This is a genomic window from Lysobacter sp. 22409, from assembly GCF_052045105.1.
GTDB lineage: Bacteria > Pseudomonadota > Gammaproteobacteria > Xanthomonadales > Xanthomonadaceae > Lysobacter > Lysobacter antibioticus_B.
In genome coordinates this window covers 55,162-73,513 of sequence record NZ_JBQEOE010000003.1, presented here as the reverse complement: position 1 = coordinate 73,513, position 18,352 = coordinate 55,162, and the positions used below count along the sequence as shown (strand labels likewise).

Genomic DNA, 18,352 nt, shown 5'->3' with positions numbered 1-18,352 from the left:
GCAAGGGGGGAGGGCTGCCGGCGCGAAACGCGACGGCGAACAGAAGAGCGTATCGAGTGGGCTAGGTGGGGGCAAATCCGGAAAACGGAAGCCTTGGGACCAGCCGCGCGAGGCCCGTGGGGCCTGGGGTTCACCGATGGCGGCCGCGACGGCGGCCGGCGCGCACCGGCGTGCGCCCCGGCCGAGTGCGCAAAGACGACGGGGGCCGTCGGCCCCCGTCTGACAGGTTCAGCTTGCAAGACCGGGGCCGGGTGGCCGCGGCCGGCGGGTCATTCGACCGGATTGAAACGCAGCGGCGTGGTCGCCGAGCCGGGTTCGCCGCGGGTGTCGAGCGCGCCCGGGTTGGCGCCGGCGACGATCAGCTGGACCTTGACCGCTTCGGCGCGCTGGCGCGACAGGGCTTCGTTGTCGGCCGGTTGGCCGGCGCCGCCGCCGGGCCCGACGATCTCGAAGCGCGCGTCCTTGGGGCCGGCCTGCAGGGCCTTGGCGGCGCGGCTGAGGATGTCGAGGCTGGCCGGCGCGATGCGCGCGCTGCCCTCGTCGAAGCGCAGGTTCATCAGGTTCAGCGCCTTGACGATCTCGGCGCTGCCGGCCTTGCCGGGTTCGAGCGCGGCCAGGGCCTGCGCGGCTGCGTCCGAGGAGGCGGCCGCGCCGCCGACGCCCTCGAACAGGCCGGCGTAGTTGTAGCCGGGGAACAAGGCCTTGGCTTTCTCGAGCAGGGTCACGCGGTCGGCGTCGGAGGCCTGGCCGCTGAGCTCGATGGTGGTGCCCTGGAAGCTCACCGCGGCGCCGGGCATGGTCAGCGCCGCGGCGAATTGCGGCAGCTTGTCCTGCCACGGGGCCGGCTTGGCGGCCTTGTCGACGTTGAGGCTGCCGCTGATCTGGCCCATGTAGGCCTGGGTCAGGGCGGTGCTCAGCGCCTTGCGGGTGGCTTCGCTGTCGACGGTGCCGTCGTAGCGGATCGCGCCGTTGTTGTTGACCAGGCTGAGCTTGGCGTCGAAACGCACGACCGGCGCGGCGACCGGCGCCGGCGTTGCCGCCGTCGCGCTGTCGTCGGCCGGAGGGGAGTGCTTGTCGCAGCCGGCCGCGCCGGCGATCAGCACGGCCAACAACAGGCCGCTGCGAGCGAGGGCGGGGCGGCGTGGGGCGGATGAAGGATGGCGCATGAAGTCTCCGCTGTTCTGGAACCGGGATTCGTGAGTATGGAGCGCTTGCGCGATGGCCGAAGCGTGCCGAATGTGGCCGGACGATGAGCGACCGCAGGCCGCGTCGACCGGGACGGGGATGGAGTGCCTTAGTCGATCCGAAGCCGTCTGGCGCGGGCGTTCGCTGCGCCGTAACGCTGCGACGGCGGCGACGACCGTCGATCGAGTGGCGCCGATCCATCCCCGGAAAAAACGAAGGGCCCAGCGATCCGGGCCCTTCGCGATTGCCTACGCTGCGATCACTTGCTGGAGTTGTACTGGATCTCCACCGGATCCGCGCATTCCTGCGTCTGGTTGTTGCACAGCTTGTAGCTCATGGTGCCGCTGCCGATGATGCGGAAGGTATCGGTGTTGGCGCCGGTGTTGCGCACGGTCTTGAGGATCGCGCCGTTGCGGTAGATGTCGATGTTCTTCTTGCCCTTCTCCCACGACAGGTTGACCGAGGTGCGGTGGTTCGGCAGCGCACTGGCCTTGGCATCGACCCGACGCGGCCAATTGGCGTCGACGAAGCTCGGGTACAGCGACATGCCCGCCGAGGCGCGATAGCCCTTGACGTTGACGTACCACACGCCGCCCTTCGGGGTCGGGAAGAAGCAGGTCTCGTTGTTGCTCGCGGTGAACGGACGGCAGTCGTAGGACGTGTTGGTCGGTTCTGCGCCGTACTTGACGTAGATGTCCGAATCGCCGGTGCCGCCGTACATGGCGAACAACAGGTTCGACGCGCCGTTCGGCACCAGCAACTGGTACTTGATCACGCCGTTGGCCGCGACTTCGATGTTGGTCACGGTGATGCCGTTCTCCAGCTCGATCGGCGGCTCGGGTTCCGGCGCCTGCGGATCCGGCGGCAGCGGCTCGCTGCCGTTGGCCACGGCGACCGCGTGACGCGCGTCGACGACGCCCGAACCGCAGGGGTTGGCCCAGCTGCAGCCGCCCGGCAGGCCGCCGACATGAGCGGTGTTGACCAGGATCTTCTCGATCTCGGCCGGGGTCTTCGGCGTGGTCGCCGCGGACTGCATCAGCGCGACCACGCCGGCGACGTGCGGCGCCGCCATCGAGGTGCCGGCCATCCAGGCATAGCCCGGGCCTTCCTGGCCCTGCAGGCCGAGGTTCAGCGTCGACAGGATGTTGTCGGCCGCCGGCTGCGCGCCGGAACCGCCAGGTGCGGCGACGTCGATCTTCGGGCCGAAGTTCGAGTAGCTGGCCAGGGTGCCGGTCGGGCCCACCGCGGACACGGCGATGACGTTGTCGCAGTTGGCGGGCGAGAAGTTGGCCACGTCGCCGCCCGAGTTGCCGGCAGCGATGACGACGGTGGTGCCGCGCGCGCGCGCTGCGTCGAACGCGGTCTGTTCGGCCACGCTGCAGGCGCCGCTGCCGCCGAGGCTGAGGTTGATGACTTCGGCCGGGGTCGCGTTGTCCGGCACGCCGGTGACGGTGCCGCCCGAGGCCCAGGTCACGGCATCGATGATGTCGGAGGTGTAGCCGCCGCACTTGCCGAGCACGCGCACCGGCTGGACCTTGGCGCCGTGCGCCACGCCGGCGACGCCGCTGGCGTTGTTGGTGGCCGCGGCGATGGTGCCGGCGACGTGGGTGCCGTGCCAGCTGCTGTCTTCCGGGATGCCGAAGATGTTGCATTCGCCGGCGTGCCAGTCGCCCGGATCGTTCGGGTTGGCGTCGCGGCCGTCGCCGTCGACGCTGACTTCCTGGTCGATGATGAAGTCGTAGCCCGGCAGGATGTTGGCGTCGAGATCGGTGTGCGGGGTGATGCCGGTGTCGAGCACCGCGACCACGATGCCGTCGCCATCGGTGATGTCCCAGGCCGGTTCGAGGTTGATGCCGCCCGGGCCGTTCTTGTAGTGCCACTGCTGCGCGTAGCCCGGGTCGTTCGGGACCATCGTTTTGTGCTTGAGCAGATCGGGTTCGACCGCGATCACGCTCGGGTCCTTCATCAGCTCGATCGCCAGCTCCTTCATGGCAGCGGTATTGAGCTTGGTGTCGGTGCGGATCAGGCTGGCGCCGGTGGCCAGGGTACGCATCGGGGCGATACCGATGCCGAGCTTGCCGGCGGCGTTGGCGTACTGCTTATTGACCGCGGCAGCGCTGAGCTTGGCGTTCGCGCCGGGCGCGCGGGTGACGATGAAGCGGTCGTAGGTCTGGGCGGCGGCCTTCTTCACTGCCTTGGCCGAGGTCGTCGCTTTCGGTCCCTGCAACTTCGAGAACGTCTGCAGCTTGCTGCCCGAGTAGGCAGCCGGAGCGACGAGTACGGCGGTCGCGATAGCCAGTGCGGTCCATTTCAATGAACGTTCTTTACGATTCATGACAAACATCCTTGATCCTTTCGTTGCGCATGATCCCCTTCGCATCCCCTGTCGAGCGTCGGGCCTTGGTCCGCGGAGGCGGTGCCGAAAACCTCCGAGGTACTTCCTTGGGCAACCGGCCGGCGTCCATCCGGGAGCGGGTCGGGCTGCGGGATTGCTGACGAAGACGCATTCGTCTGCCTGCACGCGCGCAAGGCGGCGTGAGTGGGTGGGAGAATGCGTCTGTTGCGCAGGAGCGAAGCCCCAGCGCTGGAAACCGGTATGGCGGACGACTGCGAACGGCATGCACGGGATACTGGAATTCAACGCGACGGCATCATCGTGGCGCGTCTGCGTCGCAGAGGCTGCGCTACGAAGTGCTGTTCCTTGTCGCGCGACCCCAAGCTGTCGCTCGGGATCGAAGCTAATTGAGGCCGGTGGGTGCGTGCAAGTGTCGTTTACGCCGTCATGACCGCATGAATGCGACTGGGCTCACAGACGGCGCCGATGCGCGCGCACGGCGCGATCGTGAGGGCGATCCGTCCATGCGGGAAATCAAGGGTTTTTTTGCGTCGAACGGATGCGGGCGCGCGCTCGCGCGCATTTTCGCTTCGAGCAAAATTTCTTTCGGAACTGTGAACTGTGTCGGTCTCTTTGCGTCGCGATGCCGTGTTTTTTCTTGATCGGATGCGCGGTTCTTCAAGCGGCGTGCGACAACGGGCGAAGGCGCGCTGCGAAGCTCCGCTGCGAAGAGGCGATGTGAATGCAGGCTGCGAACGCGACGTTCGATATCGAGTGTTGCGATGTTGCAGGCGCGCAACATCGCGCATCGCCGATCGGCCGTAACAACGATCCGCACCGAGGCGCAGTCGCCAGGAAAGAACGGCGCCGAGACGCATCGGCAAAACAAAGGGCGCCGGAGGCGCAGTCGCAAAACAAAGGGCGCCGAGGCGCCCTTTGTTCCGATCCATGATCGCTCGCCGCTTACTTGAGCACGGTGAATTCCATGCGACGGTTCTGCGCCTTGCCTTCTTCGCTGGCGTTGTCGGCGACCGGCTTGTCCTGACCATAGCCCTTGCCGAGCAGTTGTTCGCCCGGCACGCCGAGTTCGACCAGTTTCGCGGTGACGGCGTTGGCGCGATCGAGCGAGAGCTGCAGGTTCGCCGCGGCGTCGCCGGTGTTGTCGGTGTGGCCGCCGACTTCGATGCGGGTGCCGGCCGGAGCGGCCTTGATGGCCTCGGCCGCTTTGGCGAGCGTCTCGTAGCTGTCGCGGGTGATCGTGGCCGAACCGGTGTCGAAGTTGATGCCCGACAGGTTCAGCGCCTTGATCAGGTCGTCGGCGCTGAAGCCGGCCTTGAGCGAGGACAACGCCGCCATCGCCTTGTCCCACAGGCCGCTGATCTCGAAGCCGCCGAAACCGCTGCGCAGCTTCTGCGACAGCGCGAAACGCTCCGCTTCCGGCAGCGCCGAGGTGTCGATGGCGATCTTGTCGCCGTCGAAGCCGAGCTTGACGCCGCGGGCCTTCAGGTCCGGCAGCAGGGCGATCAGCTTGTCCATCCAGCCGGCCGGAGCGGTCGCAGCGTCGACGCTGATGTCGCCGTTGACGTTGTCCGCGCCGAAGGTGGCCTTGATCGCATCGAGCAGCTTGGTCTTCTCGGCGTCGCTGGCGACCTGGCCGCTGACGCTCGCCTTGCCGTCGACGTTCTCGAAGCTGAAGCGCGGGTTGGCCTGAGCGGCCGGCGCCGCGATCGGCGCGGTCGAGGAGACCGAGCTGTCGGTGCCGGACGCGGCGACGACGGCCTCGTCCTTCTTGCAACCCTTGAACAGCAGGAAGGCGGCGATCAGCAAGGCGCCGAGCAGCAGCCAGGGCAGGATCTTGCCGAGGCCGCTGCCGGTTTTCTTGGCGGCGTAGGCCGCGGCGTCGACGGTGGCGTCGGCGGCGTGGCCGACCGCACGCGCGCCGCCGGCGACGGCACCGCCCACCGCGGCGGCGCCGGCCGCCAGTGCGCCCCAACCGAAGCGGCCGAGGTCGCCGAGCCAGTCGGCGATGCCCGCGACCCAGGACTTCAGGGTTTCGGGGATGCCGGTCGGCTCCTTGCCGCCCTCGGTCAGCTCGTTGATCAGGTTCGGCAGCAGGCCGCCGATGGCGCCGGCGGTGGCCGAGACCGGGGCGCCGAGCTTGCCGGCGATCGCGCCGATCAGCGGCGCGCCGAAGATGTGGTCGACCTGGGCGGCGCTGATCGATTCGTTCGGGCCGGTGCCGACCCAGGACTGGATCAGACGCCCCAGGCCCTTCTGCTCGAACAAGCGGACGAAGCCGGCGAAGCCGCCGCGTTTCTCGTCGAAGATCAGGGCGATCAGGACGCCGACCAATTGGCGGGCCTTGTCGTTAGTCAGGCCGAAGCGGCCGGAGACGTCGCTGATGAGGTTGTCTAACAGGTCGATGCGCATAGTGCTTTCCATGATTGTGTGATGCACATCACGAAAAATGGACGCGCACCGCCGATTTATCATGTTCCCGCCAGGATTTGCACAGTCGAACCGGCTTTTTTTGCGCACGGACGCGACCCGGCGGACGGACGGCGTCCGTACGGCCACGAACGGGTGCAAGTGGTCAAGAAAGCACATTGAAAGCACACTACAAGGCACATTCGAGTGGGCGACAGGCCGGAGCCGTCCGGCGCGGCTGGGGCGGCGACGGACCAAAGCTGGGGCGATTTGACCCTAAGCCCTTGGCCCCGCTACAATTCCGCTTCTGTCCGCCCGCTTGGGCGCGGCAGCGACCAAAATAACTACAGAGGAATCCTGGTCATGTACGCAGTTCTCGTCACCGGCGGTAAGCAATACCGCGTGATGCAAGGCGAAAAGCTCCGCGTCGAATTGCTCGACGTCGAAGCCGGCAGCGAAATCAAGTTCGACACCGTGCTGATGCTCGGCAACGGCGAAGGCGTCACGCTCGGCGACGCGCTCAAGGGCGCCAGCGTCACCGCCAAGGTCGTCGGCCACGGCCGCGCCGACAAGGTGCGCATCGTCAAGTTCCGCCGTCGTAAGCACCATCGCAAGCAGATGGGCCACCGTCAGCACTACACCGAAATCGAGATCACCGGCATTGCCGGTGGCGACAACAAGTAAGGAGAAGCCGCCATGGCACATAAAAAGGGCGTAGGTTCCACCCGCAACGGCCGCGACTCCAACCCGAAGTACTTGGGCGTGAAGATCTACGGCGGTCAGGCCATCGAAGCCGGCAACATCATCGTGCGTCAGCGCGGCACCCAGTTCCATCCGGGCGCCGGCGTCGGCCTCGGTCGCGACCACACGCTGTTCGCGCTGGTCGACGGCAAGGTCGAATTTTCGACCAAGGGCCTGAAGAAGCGCCGCACCGTCAGTGTCGTCGCCGCCGAGTAATTCTGGCGCGACGTACTGCGAGGAGCCCCGCTTCGGCGGGGTTTTTCGTTTGTAAGCCGGGATTTGGGAGTGGGGATTCGGGATTCGCAGAGGCGAAAACCCGGAGCTTCCACTGCCGCTACAATCCTTGCTGTTGTTTTTACGATTTCCGAATCCCCATTCCCCATTCCCGGCTCTTATGAAACTCGTAGACGAAGCAGAAATCAAAGTCATCGCCGGCAACGGCGGCAACGGCTGCATCGGCTTCCGTCGCGAGAAGTTCATTCCGCTCGGCGGGCCGGACGGCGGCGACGGCGGCGCCGGCGGCAGCGTGTGGCTGGTGGCGAACGAGAACGTCAATACGCTGGTCGATTTCCGTCACCAGAAGCAGTTCCGCGCCCAGCGCGGCGAGAACGGCATGGGGCGGCAGGCCTACGGCAAGGGCGGCGACGATCTGGTCATTGTGGTGCCGGTCGGCACCGTGGTCACCAATGTCGAAACCGACGAGATCATCGGCGACCTGGTCGCGCACGGCGATCGTCTGCTGGTGGCGCACGGCGGCAAGGGCGGCCTGGGCAACATGCATTTCAAGAGCTCGATCAACCGCACGCCGCGCAAGGCCCTGCCGGGTCTGCCGGGTGAGGAACGCGAGCTCAAGCTGGAGCTGAAGCTGCTGGCCGACGTCGGCCTGCTCGGCTTCCCGAATGCCGGCAAGAGCACCCTGATCCGCGCGGTGTCGGCGGCGACGCCGAAGGTCGCGGACTATCCGTTCACCACGCTGTATCCGAATCTCGGCGTGGTCAGCGTCGAAGCGCACCGCAGCTTCGTGATCGCCGACATCCCGGGCCTGATCGAAGGTGCGGCCGACGGCGCCGGCCTGGGTGCGCAGTTCCTGCGTCATCTGCAGCGCACGCGCCTGTTGCTGCACCTGGTCGATGTCGCGCCGATGGAGGGCGGTGTCGAGGGCGTGACTCCGGCCGAGCAGGTGCGCGCGATCGAGAACGAGTTGCGCAAGCACGATCCCGAATTGCTCGAGAAGCCGCGTTGGCTGGTGCTCAACAAGGCCGACCTGTTGCTTGAAGAAGAGCAGCAGGCGGCGGCGCAGGCGGTCATCGACGAGCTGGGCTGGAAGGACCGTTGGTATCTGGTCTCGGCCATCGGCCGCGAAGGCACCTGGCCGATCATGCGCGACGTGATGGCGTTCTTCGACCGTCAGCGCGCCGATGCCCTCGAAGCCGCGAGCGCTGCCGGCGACCATGTTCCCTGAGCCGCAGGCTCGCCGGAACCCGAATCAATCCAGGCTGCGGCGCGCGATGCGTCGCGGCCTTGCCGTGGGCGACGCGTTCGCTGTTGCACAGGTGCTGAGTCCGGCGCGTTCGAGCGCGGGCGTTGCCGTGAGCCTGCTCGACTTCAAATTCGCTTCACCGATGGCGCCGATGATGCGTGCGGTGCACAGCGCGAAGAACTCCGCCGACATGTCCGTCGCGGCATCGGCCGCAAAACGAAAAAGCCCGGCCGAAGCCGGGCTTTTGCGTCACGTCGCGAGCGACGTATCAGGCGGCTGCCAGTGCCTTGATGCGGGCCGACAGGCGGCTCTTGTGACGGGCAGCTTTGTTCTTGTGAATCAGGCCACGGGCACTGAAACGGTCGAGGATCGGCTGAGCGACGTCGAACGCGGACTTGGCACTGGCGGCGTCGTTCTCGCCGAGGGCCTTCAGCACCTTCTTGACGGCGGTACGCAGCATCGAACGCTGGCTGGCGTTACGGGCGTTACGCACGACAGTCTGCTTGGCGCGCTTCTTGGCGGACTTGATGTTTGCCACGAGTGGATTCCTGGAATATTTGGTGAAAAGCGTTAATGAAACTGGGCGGTGAAATGCAGTTACGGAAAATCAGACCCAAAAGTATGGGCGATTCAGTGGGTTGCGTCAACTGGAAGAGGGCGGGGCGATGAGCAAGGGTAGCGGCTTGCTGCGTTCTTCGGCCATTTTCAGCGCGATGACCTTCATTTCGCGGGTTTCCGGCCTGATCCGGGACCAGGTCTATGCGGTGGTGTTCGGGGCCAGCCCGGCCATGGACGCGTTCTTCGTGGCCTTCCGGATCCCCAATTTCATGCGCCGGCTGTCGGCCGAGGGCTCGTTTTCGATGGCCTTCGTGCCGGTCCTGGCCGAGTACAAGCAAAAACACGACCAGGCCGCGGTCAAGGAGCTGATCGACCGGGTCAGCGGCACCCTCAGCGCCTTCCTGCTGGTCCTGACCGCGGTGGTGATCTTCGCCGCGCCCTGGGTCATGGCGCTGTTCGCCCCGGGTTTCGAGCCCGGCAGCGAGCAGTACCGGATGGCGACCCAGATGCTGCAGATCACCTTCCCGTACGCCTTGTTCATCTCCCTGGCCTCGTTGGTCGGCGGGGTGCTGAACAGCTACGAGAAGTTCGCCATCCCGGCCTTGTCGCCGGTGTTGCTGAACCTGTCGATGATCGCCGCGGCGGTCTGCGCCGAACGGGTGTTCAGCCCGATGGGCCTGAACCCGGTGCTGGCCCTGGCCTGGGGCGTCCTGCTCGCCGGCGTGCTGCAGCTGGGCTTCCAGTTGCCGGCGCTGGCCAAGCTGGGGCTGCTGCCGCGGCCGCGCTGGGGCGGGGCGCACGAGGGCGTGCGCAAGATCATGCGGCTGATGGTGCCGACCCTGTTCGGCTCGTCGGTGGCCCAGGTCAACCTGTTGCTGAACACCGCGATGGCCTCGTTCCTGATCGCCGGCAGCGTGACCTGGCTGTACCTGACCGACCGCCTGCTCGAATTCCCGCTGGGCATGTTCGGCGTCGCCATCGGCACGGTGATCCTGCCGCATTTGTCCAAGCGTCATGCCGCGACCGACCCGCAGGGCTTCTCGAAGGGTCTGGATTGGGGCTTCCGCCTGTGCCTGCTGATCGGCGTGCCGGCCTGCCTCGGGCTGGTGCTGTGCGCCGAGCCCCTGGTCGCGTCGCTGTTCCAGTACGGTCGCCTGACCGCCCACGACACCGCGATGATCCGCCTGAGCCTGATGGCGCAGTCGATCGCGGTGCCGGCCTTCCTGCTGGTGAAGGTGCTGGCGCCGGCGTTCTACTCGCGCCAGGACACCAAGACCCCGGTCAAGTCGGCGGTGGTGTCGGTGATCGTCAACCTGGTCTCGACCGCGGGCCTGTTGCTGGCGGTGCTGTACCTGACCGAAGCCGGCCGCGCCGCCCTGCTGAGCAGCGGCGGCGACCTGCGCCGGGCGCTCGGCGAAGTGCCCGGCGCGCATGCCTGCCTGGCCCTGGCGATCGCCATCGCCGGCTGGGTCAACGCCCTGCAACTGGCATGGTACCTGCGCCGTTCGAAGGTCTATGCGCGCCAGCCGGGCTGGGGCCGCTTCCTGCGCCAGATCGCGGTGGCCAGCGTGGCCATGACGGTCGTGGTGCTGGGGCTGTTGTGGTTCTGGACCGGCTGGACCGGTTGGCCGTGGTGGGAGCGCGCCTGGAAGCTCGCGGTCGTGGTCGGTGCGGGCGGGGCGTTCTACGGCGCCGCGCTGTGGCTGCAGGGCATCCGCATGCGCGATCTGCGCGGCCATTGAACGCGCTTCGCCAGGGCCGGCATCGCGAATCGCCCGCCGCCGCGGCCCCGTTGAGATTGGCGGCCGTGTTCAGCGGCACCGTTGAGAGCGGCGGGCGGCGGCTATACTTCCTGATTCATCCTTCACGCAATGTCCCGGTTCGTCCGGGTCCCCACGCCGGACACTAATGAGCAGGCTGTTTCGTGACGTCGAGGGCGGGCCGCGGTGCCCGCACGGCAGTGTGGTCTGCATCGGCGCCTTCGATGGCCTGCACCTCGGGCATCGGGCGTTGGTGCGCCACACGGTTTCGCGTGCGCGCGCCCTGGGCGTAGAGGCGGTCGCGTTGAGTTTCGAGCCGCTGCCACGCGAGTTCTTCGCTCCGGCCGCGCCGCCGCCGCGTCTGTTGTTGCCGCGCGCCAAAGCCGAAGGCTTGCTGGCGCTGGAGGCCGACCAGGTCGGCCTGCTGCGTTTCAACGGTCGTCTCAGCGCCTTGGGCGCCGAGGAGTTCGTGCGCCGCGTGCTGGTCCAGCGCCTGTCCGCACGCGAGGTCTGGGTCGGCCCGGAGTTCCGTTTCGGCAAGGCCCGCGGCGGCGACATCGCCCTGCTGCGGCGCATGGGCGAAGAGGGCAGGGCCGAGGGCCAGGGCTTCAGCGCGCACGAGATCGAACCGGTATTGCTGGACGGCGAGCGCGTGTCCAGCACGCGCATCCGCGAGGCGCTGTTGGCCGGCGATTTCGCCGCCGCCGCGCGCTGGCTCGGGCGCCGCTATGCGATCGGCGGCCACGTCGTGCGCGGCCAGCAACTCGGCCGCACGCTCGGCTTTCCGACCGCCAACCTGCGCTTCGGCGGCAAGACCCCGGCTTTGTCGGGGATCTATGCGACCTGGGTTCACGGCATCGGCGAGCGTCCCTGGCCATCGGTGTCCAGCCTGGGCACGCGGCCGACCGTCGCCGGGGTCGAGCCCTTGCTCGAAGCGCATCTGTTCGACTTCGACGGCGACCTGTACGGTCGACGCATCGAGGTCGAATTCGTCGCCCACCTGCGTCCCGAATTGAAATTCCCCGACTTGCCGGCGCTGACCGAGCAAATGCACCGCGATGCCGAACAGGCGCGCGGTCTGCTGCGACTGGACTCGCAACGCGCCGCCGCGCCGTTGCCGGCTCCGCTTGCGGCAGCGACCCAAACACCTGCATGAGAGCTGCTGTGACCGCCAAAGACCCGAGCCAATCCGCTCCCGCCAATCCCTACAAGAGCACCTTGTTGCTGCCGGCGACCGATTTCCCGATGCGCGGCGACCTGCCCAAGCGCGAACCGGAAACCCTGGCGCGCTGGGAAAGCGAAGGCTTGTACGGGCGAATTCGCGAGAAGGTGAAGCACCGCGAGCGTAGCTTCGTGCTGCACGACGGCCCGCCCTATGCGAACGGCGAGATCCACATCGGTCACGCGGTCAACAAGGTGCTCAAGGACGTGGTGGTGAAGTCCAAGCTGCTGTCCGGCTTCGACGCGCCCTACGTGCCGGGCTGGGATTGCCACGGCCTGCCGATCGAGCACAAGGTCGAGAAGGAATTCGGCAAGGTCGGCGACAAGCTCGACGCCGCCGAATTCCGCGCCAAGTGCCGCGAGTACGCCGCCACCCAGATCGATCTGCAACGCCGCGGCTTCAAGCGCCTGGGCGTGATCGGCGATTGGGACAACCCTTACCGCACCATGGATTTCCGCTACGAGGCGGACATCATCCGTTCGCTCGCCAAGATCGTCGAGCGCGGTCATCTGGTGCGCGGCTCCAAGCCGGTGCATTGGTGCTTCGACTGCGGCTCGGCCCTGGCCGAGGCGGAGATCGAATACCAAGACAAGGAATCGACCCAGATCTACGTGCGTTATCCGGTGATCGAGCGCAAGAAGGTGTTCGACACCTTCGGCATCGAGGACGACGGCGCGCCGTTGTCGGTGCCGATCTGGACGACCACGCCGTGGACGCTGCCGGCCAGCCTGGCGGTGTCGATGGGGCCGCAGGTCGAGTATTCGCTGGTGCGGATCGAGCCCAGCGAAGAATCGCTGTTCAAGGAGCCGGGCCAGCGCCCGGAATACCTGCTGGTCGCCAGCGAACTGATCGGCGGCGTGCTCGCCGCGATCACCGCCGCCGATGCGCTCAAGCAAGGGCATAGCGTGGAAAGCCGCGACTGGTCCTCGCACAAGGGCGAGGCCTTCGAGGGCCTGCGCTTGCAGCACCCGTTCTATAACGACCGCGAAATCCCGGTGTTGCTCGGCGACCACGTCACCGTCGAGGCCGGTACCGGTGCGGTGCACACCGCGCCCGGCCACGGCCAGGAGGACTACGTGGTTTCGCTGAAGTACGGCCTGATCGAGCGCTACAGCGCCGCGCAGATCAATCCGGTCGATGCGCGCGGCCGTTACCTGCCGTCGACGCCGCCGGCGGGCGCGCACGAACTGGCCGGGCAGCACATCTTCAAGATCGACGCGCTCCTGCTGGAGGTGTTGCGCGAGCGCGGCGCCTTGCTCGCGACCGGCCGTCTCAAGCACAGCTATCCGCATTGCTGGCGTCACAAGACGCCGGTGGTGTTCCGCGCCACGCCGCAGTGGTTCATCTCGATGGAGCAGGCCGGCCTGCGCCGCGATGCGTTGGCCGCGATCGGCGGCGTGTCCTGGGTGCCGGGCTGGGGCGAGGCGCGCATCTACAACATGATCGAGGCGCGTCCGGACTGGACCATCTCGCGCCAGCGTTATTGGGGCGTGCCGATCGCGCTGTTCTTCAGCCGCGAAACCGGCGAGCCGCATCCGCGTACGGTCGAGGTGATGCATCAGGTCGCCGACCGGGTCGAGCGCGAAGGCGTCGACGCCTGGTATTCGATGACCGCCGAAGAACTGCTCGGCGACGAGGCCGAGGGCTACGAGAAGGTCAACGACATTCTCGACGTCTGGTTCGACTCCGGCACCAGCCACGAATGCGTGCTGGCACAGCGTCCGCAAGACGGGCTGCGCAAGCCGGCCGATCTGTATCTGGAAGGTTCCGACCAGCACCGCGGCTGGTTCCACAGCGCGCTGCTCAGCGGCGTGGCGATGGACGCGGCGGCGCCGTACCGGCAGGTGTTGACGCACGGTTTCACCGTCGACGCCGAAGGCAAGAAGATGTCGAAGTCGATGCAGAACGCGCTCGCGCCGGAGAAAGTCACCGACGCGATGGGCGCCGACGTGCTGCGCCTGTGGGTGGCCTCGACCGATTTCCGCAATGAGATGACGGTGTCCGACGCCATCCTCAAGCAGAACGGCGACGTCTACCGGCGCATCCGCAACACCGCGCGCTTCCTGCTCGGCAACCTGGCCGGCTTCGACCCCGGTCAGCATCTGGTCGGGTTGGCCGACATGGTCGCGCTGGACCGCTGGATCGTGCATCGCGCCGCCGAACTGCAGGACCGCATCGCCTCGGCCTACGACCGTTACGACTTCGCCGAGATCGTGCAACTGCTGTCGAACTTCTGCAGCGTCGACCTGGGCTCGCTGTACCTCGACGTGACCAAGGACCGCCTGTACACGATGCAGGAGGATTCGCGCGGCCGCCGTTCGGCGCAGAGCGCGATGTACCGCATCTCCGAAGCCTTCGTGCGCTGGATCGCGCCGATCCTGGCGTTCACCGCCGACGAGATGTGGCGTCATCTGCCGGCGCAGACCGAACGCGGCGCGCGCGAAGACAACGTCCTGTTCACCACCTGGTACGACGGCCTGGCCCTGTTGCCGGCCGACGCCGCCTTGTCGAACGAAGAGTTCGAGCGCTTGCTCGCGCTGCGCGACAGCGTCGCCAAGACCCTGGAGCCGATGCGTGCCGCCGGCCAGATCGGCGCCGCGCTCGAGGCCGAGATCTCGCTGCGCTGCGGCGTGTCCGACCAGAACTGGCTGGCGCCGCTGGCCGAGGAGCTGCGCTTCCTGTTCATCAGCGGCGATGTCGAAGTGGTCGCCGACGACGGCATCAAGGACATCGCGGTGCTCGCCGTACCGACCGCCAAGAGCAAGTGCGTGCGCTGCTGGCATTACCGCGCCGATGTCGGCGCCGTCGCCGAGCATCCCGAGCTCTGTGGCCGCTGCGTCGACAACGTGGCGGGCGAGGGCGAGGATCGGCACTGGTTCTGACCGCAACACGGCCGCGCGCGGCGAGGCATCGCGCGCGGCCGCTTCAATCCACCGGTTTCGCACCGATCCGTAGAACCGAAGGCTTATGACCGATACCCCCCGCAAGAACGCATTGCCCTGGCTGATCGTCTCGATGGTCGTGATCGTGCTCGACCAGCTCAGCAAGGCCTGGGTGCTGAGTTCCTTGCCCGAGTACACCGCGGTGCCGGTCATCGACGGTTTCTGGAACTGGTACCGCAGCTACAACACCGGCGCGGCCTTCAGCTTCCTCAGCGACGCCGGCGGCTGGCAGAAGTATTTCTTCGCGATTCTCGCCGTCGGCATCAGCGGCCTGCTCGCCTACTGGCTGTCGCGCGCCGCGCGCGGCGACTGGAAGACCGCGCTGCCGTACGCCCTGGTGATCGGCGGGGCGATCGGCAATGTGATCGACCGCATGCTGCACGGCCACGTCGTCGACTTCATCCAGTGGTACTGGCGCGACTATCACTGGCCCTCGTTCAACATCGCCGACTCGGCCATCGTCGCCGGCGCGATCGGGATCGCGGTCTATGGCTTGTTCAGCAAGCCCGAGAGCGAGAAGTGAGCGGAGAGGAGTGAGGAGTGAGTTGAAGCCTTGGCTCTTGATTTCTTCCTCTCAGTTCATCCCGTCGTTCTGGCGCGACTGTCACTGGCCCTCGTTCAACATCGCGGACTCGACCATCGTTGCCGGCGCCATCGGGATCGCGGTCCCTGCGGCTCGTTCAGCGAATCCGGGAACGAGAGGTGAGCGGGAGCGCTTTTTGCTCACTCCTCACTCCTCCTAGCTCACTCCTCAGCTCCTCAGCCAGGAGTACAATGCCCCCATGGACGTCATCCTCGCCAACCCCCGTGGCTTCTGCGCCGGCGTCGACCGCGCGATCGAGATCGTCAAGCGCGCCATCGAGACGCTCGGCGCGCCGATCTACGTGCGTCACGAAGTCGTACACAACCGCTTCGTCGTCGACGACCTCAAACACCGCGGCGCGGTCTTCGTCGAAGAACTCGACGAAGTGCCCGACGGCGCGACGGTGATCTTCAGCGCCCACGGCGTGTCCAAGGCCGTGCGCGAGGAAGCCGATCGTCGCGGCCTGAAGGTCTTCGATGCGACCTGCCCGCTGGTGACCAAGGTCCACCTCGAAGTCTCGCGCCACTGCCGCGCCGGCCGCGACGTGATCCTGATCGGCCACGAAGGCCATCCGGAAGTCGAAGGCACGATGGGCCAGTGGCGGCGCGAAGCCGGTTCCGGTCGGATCTATCTGGTCGAGGACATCGACGACGTCGCCGCGCTCGAAGTCGACCAACCCGAAAACCTGGCCTACACCACCCAGACCACCTTGTCGGTCGACGACACCCGCGCGGTGATCGAGGCCATGCGCGCGAAGTACCCGGCGATCCAGGGTCCGCGCCACGACGACATCTGCTACGCCACCCAGAACCGTCAGGACGCCGTGCGCGCGCTGGCCGCGCGTTGCGACCTGGTGCTGGTGGTCGGTTCGCCGAACAGCTCCAATTCCAATCGCCTGCGCGAGCTGTCCGAGCGCGAGGGCGTCGAGGCCCACCTGATCGACGGCGCGATCGAGATCGACCCGAACTGGGTGCGCGGCCGCAAGCACATCGGCATCACCGCCGGCGCTTCGGCGCCCGAGGTGCTGGTGCGCGGCGTGATCGAACGCCTGCGCGAACTCGGCGCCGAGCGCGTCAACGAACTCGACGGCGAGCCCGAGAACATGGTCTTCGCCCTGCCCAAGGAACTGCGCCTGCAATTGGTCGGTTGAGGGCTCGGCCCGGTCGCTCGAGCGGTTGCTTCGGCCGCTCGCTCAGACGTATTCGCGATCGGCATCCGGGGCGGCGCTGCGACGCCCCACGATCGAACGGAACAGCGGGCCGGTCAGCACGGTCGACAGCACCGCCAGCATGACCAGCGCGGCGTAGGCCGGTTCCGACAACAGTTCCTTGTCGCGCAGCACGGTCGCCGCGACGATCTCCATCAGCCCCTTGCATTGCAGCAGCGCGCCGATCGCCAGCGCATCCCGGCGCGAGAACCGTGCCGACGGCGGGCAGATCAGCAAGGCGGCCAGCTTCGCCGCGACCGACAGGGCCAACAGGGCCACCGTGGCCTGCAGCGAACTCCAACCGAGCGCGTCGCCGTCGATGCGCAGGCCGCTGTGGCCGAAGAACAGCGGCGCCAGGCCGACCAGGGCGAACTGGCCGATCCGTTCGACCGGCAAGCGCCGGATCCAGCTCGGCGCCATGATCGCGCCGCCGAAGTAGGCGCCTAGCAGCGCGTGCAGCCCCAGTTGCGAACTGGCCCATGAGCAGGCGCCGAGGTACAGCGGCATGGCCAGCCAGATCGCGATTTTCGGCGGCACCCAGGCCTTGCGTTCGGCCACCGCGGCGGCCGCGGCGAGAACCAGCGGCACCACGACCGCGAGCGCATCCAGCCCCGACCAGCCGGCGAAGCCGGCGCCGCCGTCGGCGATCAACAGCAGCGCCGCCAGGCCGACCCACAGCACCGCGTCGTCGACGACCGCGATGCCGACCGCTACCTGGGTCAAGGCGCGGTGCTCGGCCTTGAGTTCGCGCACGATGCCGATCAGGACCGGCAAGGCGCTGACCGCGACGCAAAGCCCGATCGCGACCGCGCCGAGCCAGTCCTGGCCCCGTGGCGCAGCCCAGCCGGGCAGGCCGGTGAAATAAGCATGGGCGGCGACCGTGCCGACCAGGAACGGCAGCGCCAGCGCCAGCGCGGCACTGAGCACGAAACGGGGCAGGGACGAGCCGAGCGCACGCGCAGCCGCCGGCGAGGGCGCGGCCGGATCTCCGCCGTGGCGGGTCTCCAGGCCGGCGGTGAAGGCCAGCGCCAGCACCCCGACCCAGCCGAACCGGTCGCCGACGGCCGAGGGCACGCCGACCTGCGCCGGCAGGCCGCCCATCGCCGCCAGCCCGAGGCCGATCGCGATCGGCACTACCGCCAGCGGTATCGAGCGGCCCAACAGGCGCCAGATGCCCCAGGACAACAGGATGAAGATCGACGAATCGACGAGCGCGGCGAGGATGGGTTGCATGGCGCGGATGATAACGGCGCCGCGGAATGTGCTGTGCCAGCGTCGTTGCTGGGCTCATTCCACAGTGCAGGGACTCGTGCCGAGCTCATCGAAGTCGATATGCGCGGCGGCGCTGCGGTAGGTACCTCGGTGGTTCCCATTCGCTCGCCAGGGCCGTTCCGGCCCCGGTCGATTGACCGCGCAGACCGTCGCCGCCTAGAATTGCGGTCTTAGCCGGAATAGCTCAGTTGGTAGAGCGGCGCATTCGTAATGCGTAGGTCGTAGGTTCGATTCCTATTTCCGGCACCACGTAACCCAGAAGGCAAGCCAACCGCCCGGCCAACGATCCAATGGCTGGTCGCCTTCCGGAAGCGCTTCAAAGCCCCGCCCAAAGCGGGGCTTTTTTGTGGAGCGGCATGCGGGCTTGGAAAGATACAGTTGCCAGCCAAAGGTTCCGATAGCCGGCCTTCCTGAGACAGTCCATAGTCCAGCAGGGACTTTTTTGTGAGGGGCGGCTCCATGAATTTTGGAGCCCGGCCCCAGTCTTCGCCTACTCCACTCGCATGACGCTCGTGGCAGATTTTGTAGGGCCGATTTAGAGCAATCGTCATCTGTGCTTTTAAGCAGTTCTCAACGGAACGCCCTCTTAAGCATTTATATGAAAGAAACTCGTCCGGGCGATTTTGATTCGGTCAGTTTG

The 18,352-nt window shown here is 67.1% G+C and carries 14 protein-coding genes, 1 tRNA gene and 1 pseudogene; 9 read left to right on the top strand and 7 right to left on the bottom strand.

The window, feature by feature from the left end; all coding sequences use genetic code 11:
- Positions 1 to 269 precede the first annotated feature (269 nt).
- The 4 genes from ACTJJK_RS02345 to ACTJJK_RS02330 all read right to left on the bottom strand — a co-directional run bounded on the left by ACTJJK_RS02345 (position 270) and on the right by ACTJJK_RS02330 (position 5,950).
- On the bottom strand, positions 270 to 1,166 hold the full coding sequence (locus tag ACTJJK_RS02345) for an OmpA family protein (protein WP_440729364.1): 897 nt from the start codon (positions 1,164 to 1,166) through the stop codon (positions 270 to 272).
- A gap of 278 nt (positions 1,167 to 1,444) precedes the next feature.
- A complete protein-coding gene (locus ACTJJK_RS02340; RefSeq protein WP_440729363.1) occupies positions 1,445 to 3,520 on the bottom strand; it encodes a S8 family serine peptidase in 2,076 nt (691 codons plus the stop codon).
- Positions 3,521 to 3,957: 437 nt separating this feature from the next.
- Entirely contained in the window at positions 3,958 to 4,470 is a 513-nt protein-coding gene (locus tag ACTJJK_RS02335) for a hypothetical protein (protein ID WP_440729362.1), read from the bottom strand.
- Between the two features lie 13 nt (positions 4,471 to 4,483).
- Positions 4,484 to 5,950 (bottom strand): OmpA family protein, encoded by a 1,467-nt coding sequence (locus tag ACTJJK_RS02330; protein ID WP_440729361.1) that lies wholly within the window; start codon positions 5,948 to 5,950, stop codon positions 4,484 to 4,486.
- A gap of 360 nt (positions 5,951 to 6,310) precedes the next feature.
- Between ACTJJK_RS02330 and rplU the strand changes: the two genes are divergently transcribed.
- From rplU to obgE, 3 genes are all read left to right on the top strand, one after another.
- Complete coding sequence (gene rplU / locus ACTJJK_RS02325) at positions 6,311 to 6,631, top strand: 50S ribosomal protein L21 (RefSeq protein WP_031371912.1); 321 nt, start codon at positions 6,311 to 6,313, stop codon at positions 6,629 to 6,631.
- Positions 6,632 to 6,643: 12 nt separating this feature from the next.
- Positions 6,644 to 6,904 (top strand): 50S ribosomal protein L27, encoded by a 261-nt coding sequence (gene rpmA, locus ACTJJK_RS02320; RefSeq protein ID WP_031371911.1) that lies wholly within the window; start codon positions 6,644 to 6,646, stop codon positions 6,902 to 6,904.
- Positions 6,905 to 7,082: 178 nt separating this feature from the next.
- Positions 7,083 to 8,150, top strand: coding sequence for an Obg family GTPase CgtA (gene obgE, locus ACTJJK_RS02315; RefSeq protein ID WP_031371910.1), 1,068 nt, complete (start codon positions 7,083 to 7,085; stop codon positions 8,148 to 8,150).
- Positions 8,151 to 8,174: 24 nt separating this feature from the next.
- Here obgE and ACTJJK_RS02310 read toward each other — a convergent pair whose 3' ends face one another.
- The gene (locus tag ACTJJK_RS02310; protein ID WP_440729360.1) at positions 8,175 to 8,360 is read right to left on the bottom strand and encodes a hypothetical protein; all 186 of its coding nucleotides are present in this window, start codon (positions 8,358 to 8,360) and stop codon (positions 8,175 to 8,177) included.
- A 76-nt stretch (positions 8,361 to 8,436) separates the two neighbouring features.
- Entirely contained in the window at positions 8,437 to 8,706 is a 270-nt protein-coding gene (gene rpsT / locus ACTJJK_RS02305) for a 30S ribosomal protein S20 (RefSeq protein ID WP_031371909.1), read from the bottom strand.
- Between the two features lie 127 nt (positions 8,707 to 8,833).
- On the opposite strand from rpsT, the gene murJ reads away from it, so the two are divergent.
- The 5 genes and pseudogenes from murJ to ispH all read left to right on the top strand — a co-directional run bounded on the left by murJ (position 8,834) and on the right by ispH (position 16,383).
- Positions 8,834 to 10,468 carry a murein biosynthesis integral membrane protein MurJ gene (murJ, locus tag ACTJJK_RS02300; RefSeq protein ID WP_440729359.1) on the top strand — a complete coding sequence of 545 codons (1,635 nt, stop codon included), beginning with the start codon at positions 8,834 to 8,836 and terminating at the stop codon, positions 10,466 to 10,468.
- Positions 10,469 to 10,634: 166 nt separating this feature from the next.
- Positions 10,635 to 11,677 (top strand): annotated as a pseudogene (locus tag ACTJJK_RS02295) (bifunctional riboflavin kinase/FAD synthetase); the annotation flags it as partial.
- A gap of 54 nt (positions 11,678 to 11,731) precedes the next feature.
- Positions 11,732 to 14,590 carry an isoleucine--tRNA ligase gene (ileS, locus tag ACTJJK_RS02290; protein ID WP_440729417.1) on the top strand — a complete coding sequence of 953 codons (2,859 nt, stop codon included), beginning with the start codon at positions 11,732 to 11,734 and terminating at the stop codon, positions 14,588 to 14,590.
- Positions 14,591 to 14,675: 85 nt separating this feature from the next.
- A complete protein-coding gene (gene lspA, locus ACTJJK_RS02285; RefSeq protein ID WP_031371905.1) occupies positions 14,676 to 15,173 on the top strand; it encodes a signal peptidase II in 498 nt (165 codons plus the stop codon).
- A gap of 259 nt (positions 15,174 to 15,432) precedes the next feature.
- A complete protein-coding gene (gene ispH / locus ACTJJK_RS02280) occupies positions 15,433 to 16,383 on the top strand; it encodes a 4-hydroxy-3-methylbut-2-enyl diphosphate reductase (RefSeq protein WP_031371904.1) in 951 nt (316 codons plus the stop codon).
- Positions 16,384 to 16,425: 42 nt separating this feature from the next.
- Here ispH and ACTJJK_RS02275 read toward each other — a convergent pair whose 3' ends face one another.
- Positions 16,426 to 17,673 (bottom strand): cation:proton antiporter, encoded by a 1,248-nt coding sequence (locus ACTJJK_RS02275; RefSeq protein ID WP_440729358.1) that lies wholly within the window; start codon positions 17,671 to 17,673, stop codon positions 16,426 to 16,428.
- A 212-nt stretch (positions 17,674 to 17,885) separates the two neighbouring features.
- Here ACTJJK_RS02275 and ACTJJK_RS02270 point away from each other — a divergent pair.
- Positions 17,886 to 17,961, top strand: a tRNA-Thr gene (locus ACTJJK_RS02270).
- Positions 17,962 to 18,352: the final 391 nt, after the last annotated feature.

What these genes read in the sequence shown, in the direction of transcription:
- obgE (WP_031371910.1), top strand. Translation starts at nt 7,083, where the DNA reads ATGAAACTCGTAGACGAAGCAGAAATCAAAGTCATCGCCGGCAACGGC.
- ACTJJK_RS02335 (WP_440729362.1), bottom strand. Translation starts at nt 4,470, where the DNA reads ATGGATCGGAACAAAGGGCGCCTCGGCGCCCTTTGTTTTGCGACTGCG.
- ACTJJK_RS02310 (WP_440729360.1), bottom strand. Translation starts at nt 8,360, where the DNA reads ATGTCGGCGGAGTTCTTCGCGCTGTGCACCGCACGCATCATCGGCGCC.
- ileS (WP_440729417.1), top strand. Translation starts at nt 11,732, where the DNA reads ATGCGCGGCGACCTGCCCAAGCGCGAACCGGAAACCCTGGCGCGCTGG.
- lspA (WP_031371905.1), top strand. Translation starts at nt 14,676, where the DNA reads ATGACCGATACCCCCCGCAAGAACGCATTGCCCTGGCTGATCGTCTCG.
- rplU (WP_031371912.1), top strand. Translation starts at nt 6,311, where the DNA reads ATGTACGCAGTTCTCGTCACCGGCGGTAAGCAATACCGCGTGATGCAA.
- ACTJJK_RS02275 (WP_440729358.1), bottom strand. Translation starts at nt 17,673, where the DNA reads ATGCAACCCATCCTCGCCGCGCTCGTCGATTCGTCGATCTTCATCCTG.
- murJ (WP_440729359.1), top strand. Translation starts at nt 8,834, where the DNA reads ATGAGCAAGGGTAGCGGCTTGCTGCGTTCTTCGGCCATTTTCAGCGCG.
- ACTJJK_RS02330 (WP_440729361.1), bottom strand. Translation starts at nt 5,950, where the DNA reads ATGCGCATCGACCTGTTAGACAACCTCATCAGCGACGTCTCCGGCCGC.
- ispH (WP_031371904.1), top strand. Translation starts at nt 15,433, where the DNA reads ATGGACGTCATCCTCGCCAACCCCCGTGGCTTCTGCGCCGGCGTCGAC.
- ACTJJK_RS02345 (WP_440729364.1), bottom strand. Translation starts at nt 1,166, where the DNA reads ATGCGCCATCCTTCATCCGCCCCACGCCGCCCCGCCCTCGCTCGCAGC.
- rpmA (WP_031371911.1), top strand. Translation starts at nt 6,644, where the DNA reads ATGGCACATAAAAAGGGCGTAGGTTCCACCCGCAACGGCCGCGACTCC.
- ACTJJK_RS02340 (WP_440729363.1), bottom strand. Translation starts at nt 3,520, where the DNA reads ATGAATCGTAAAGAACGTTCATTGAAATGGACCGCACTGGCTATCGCG.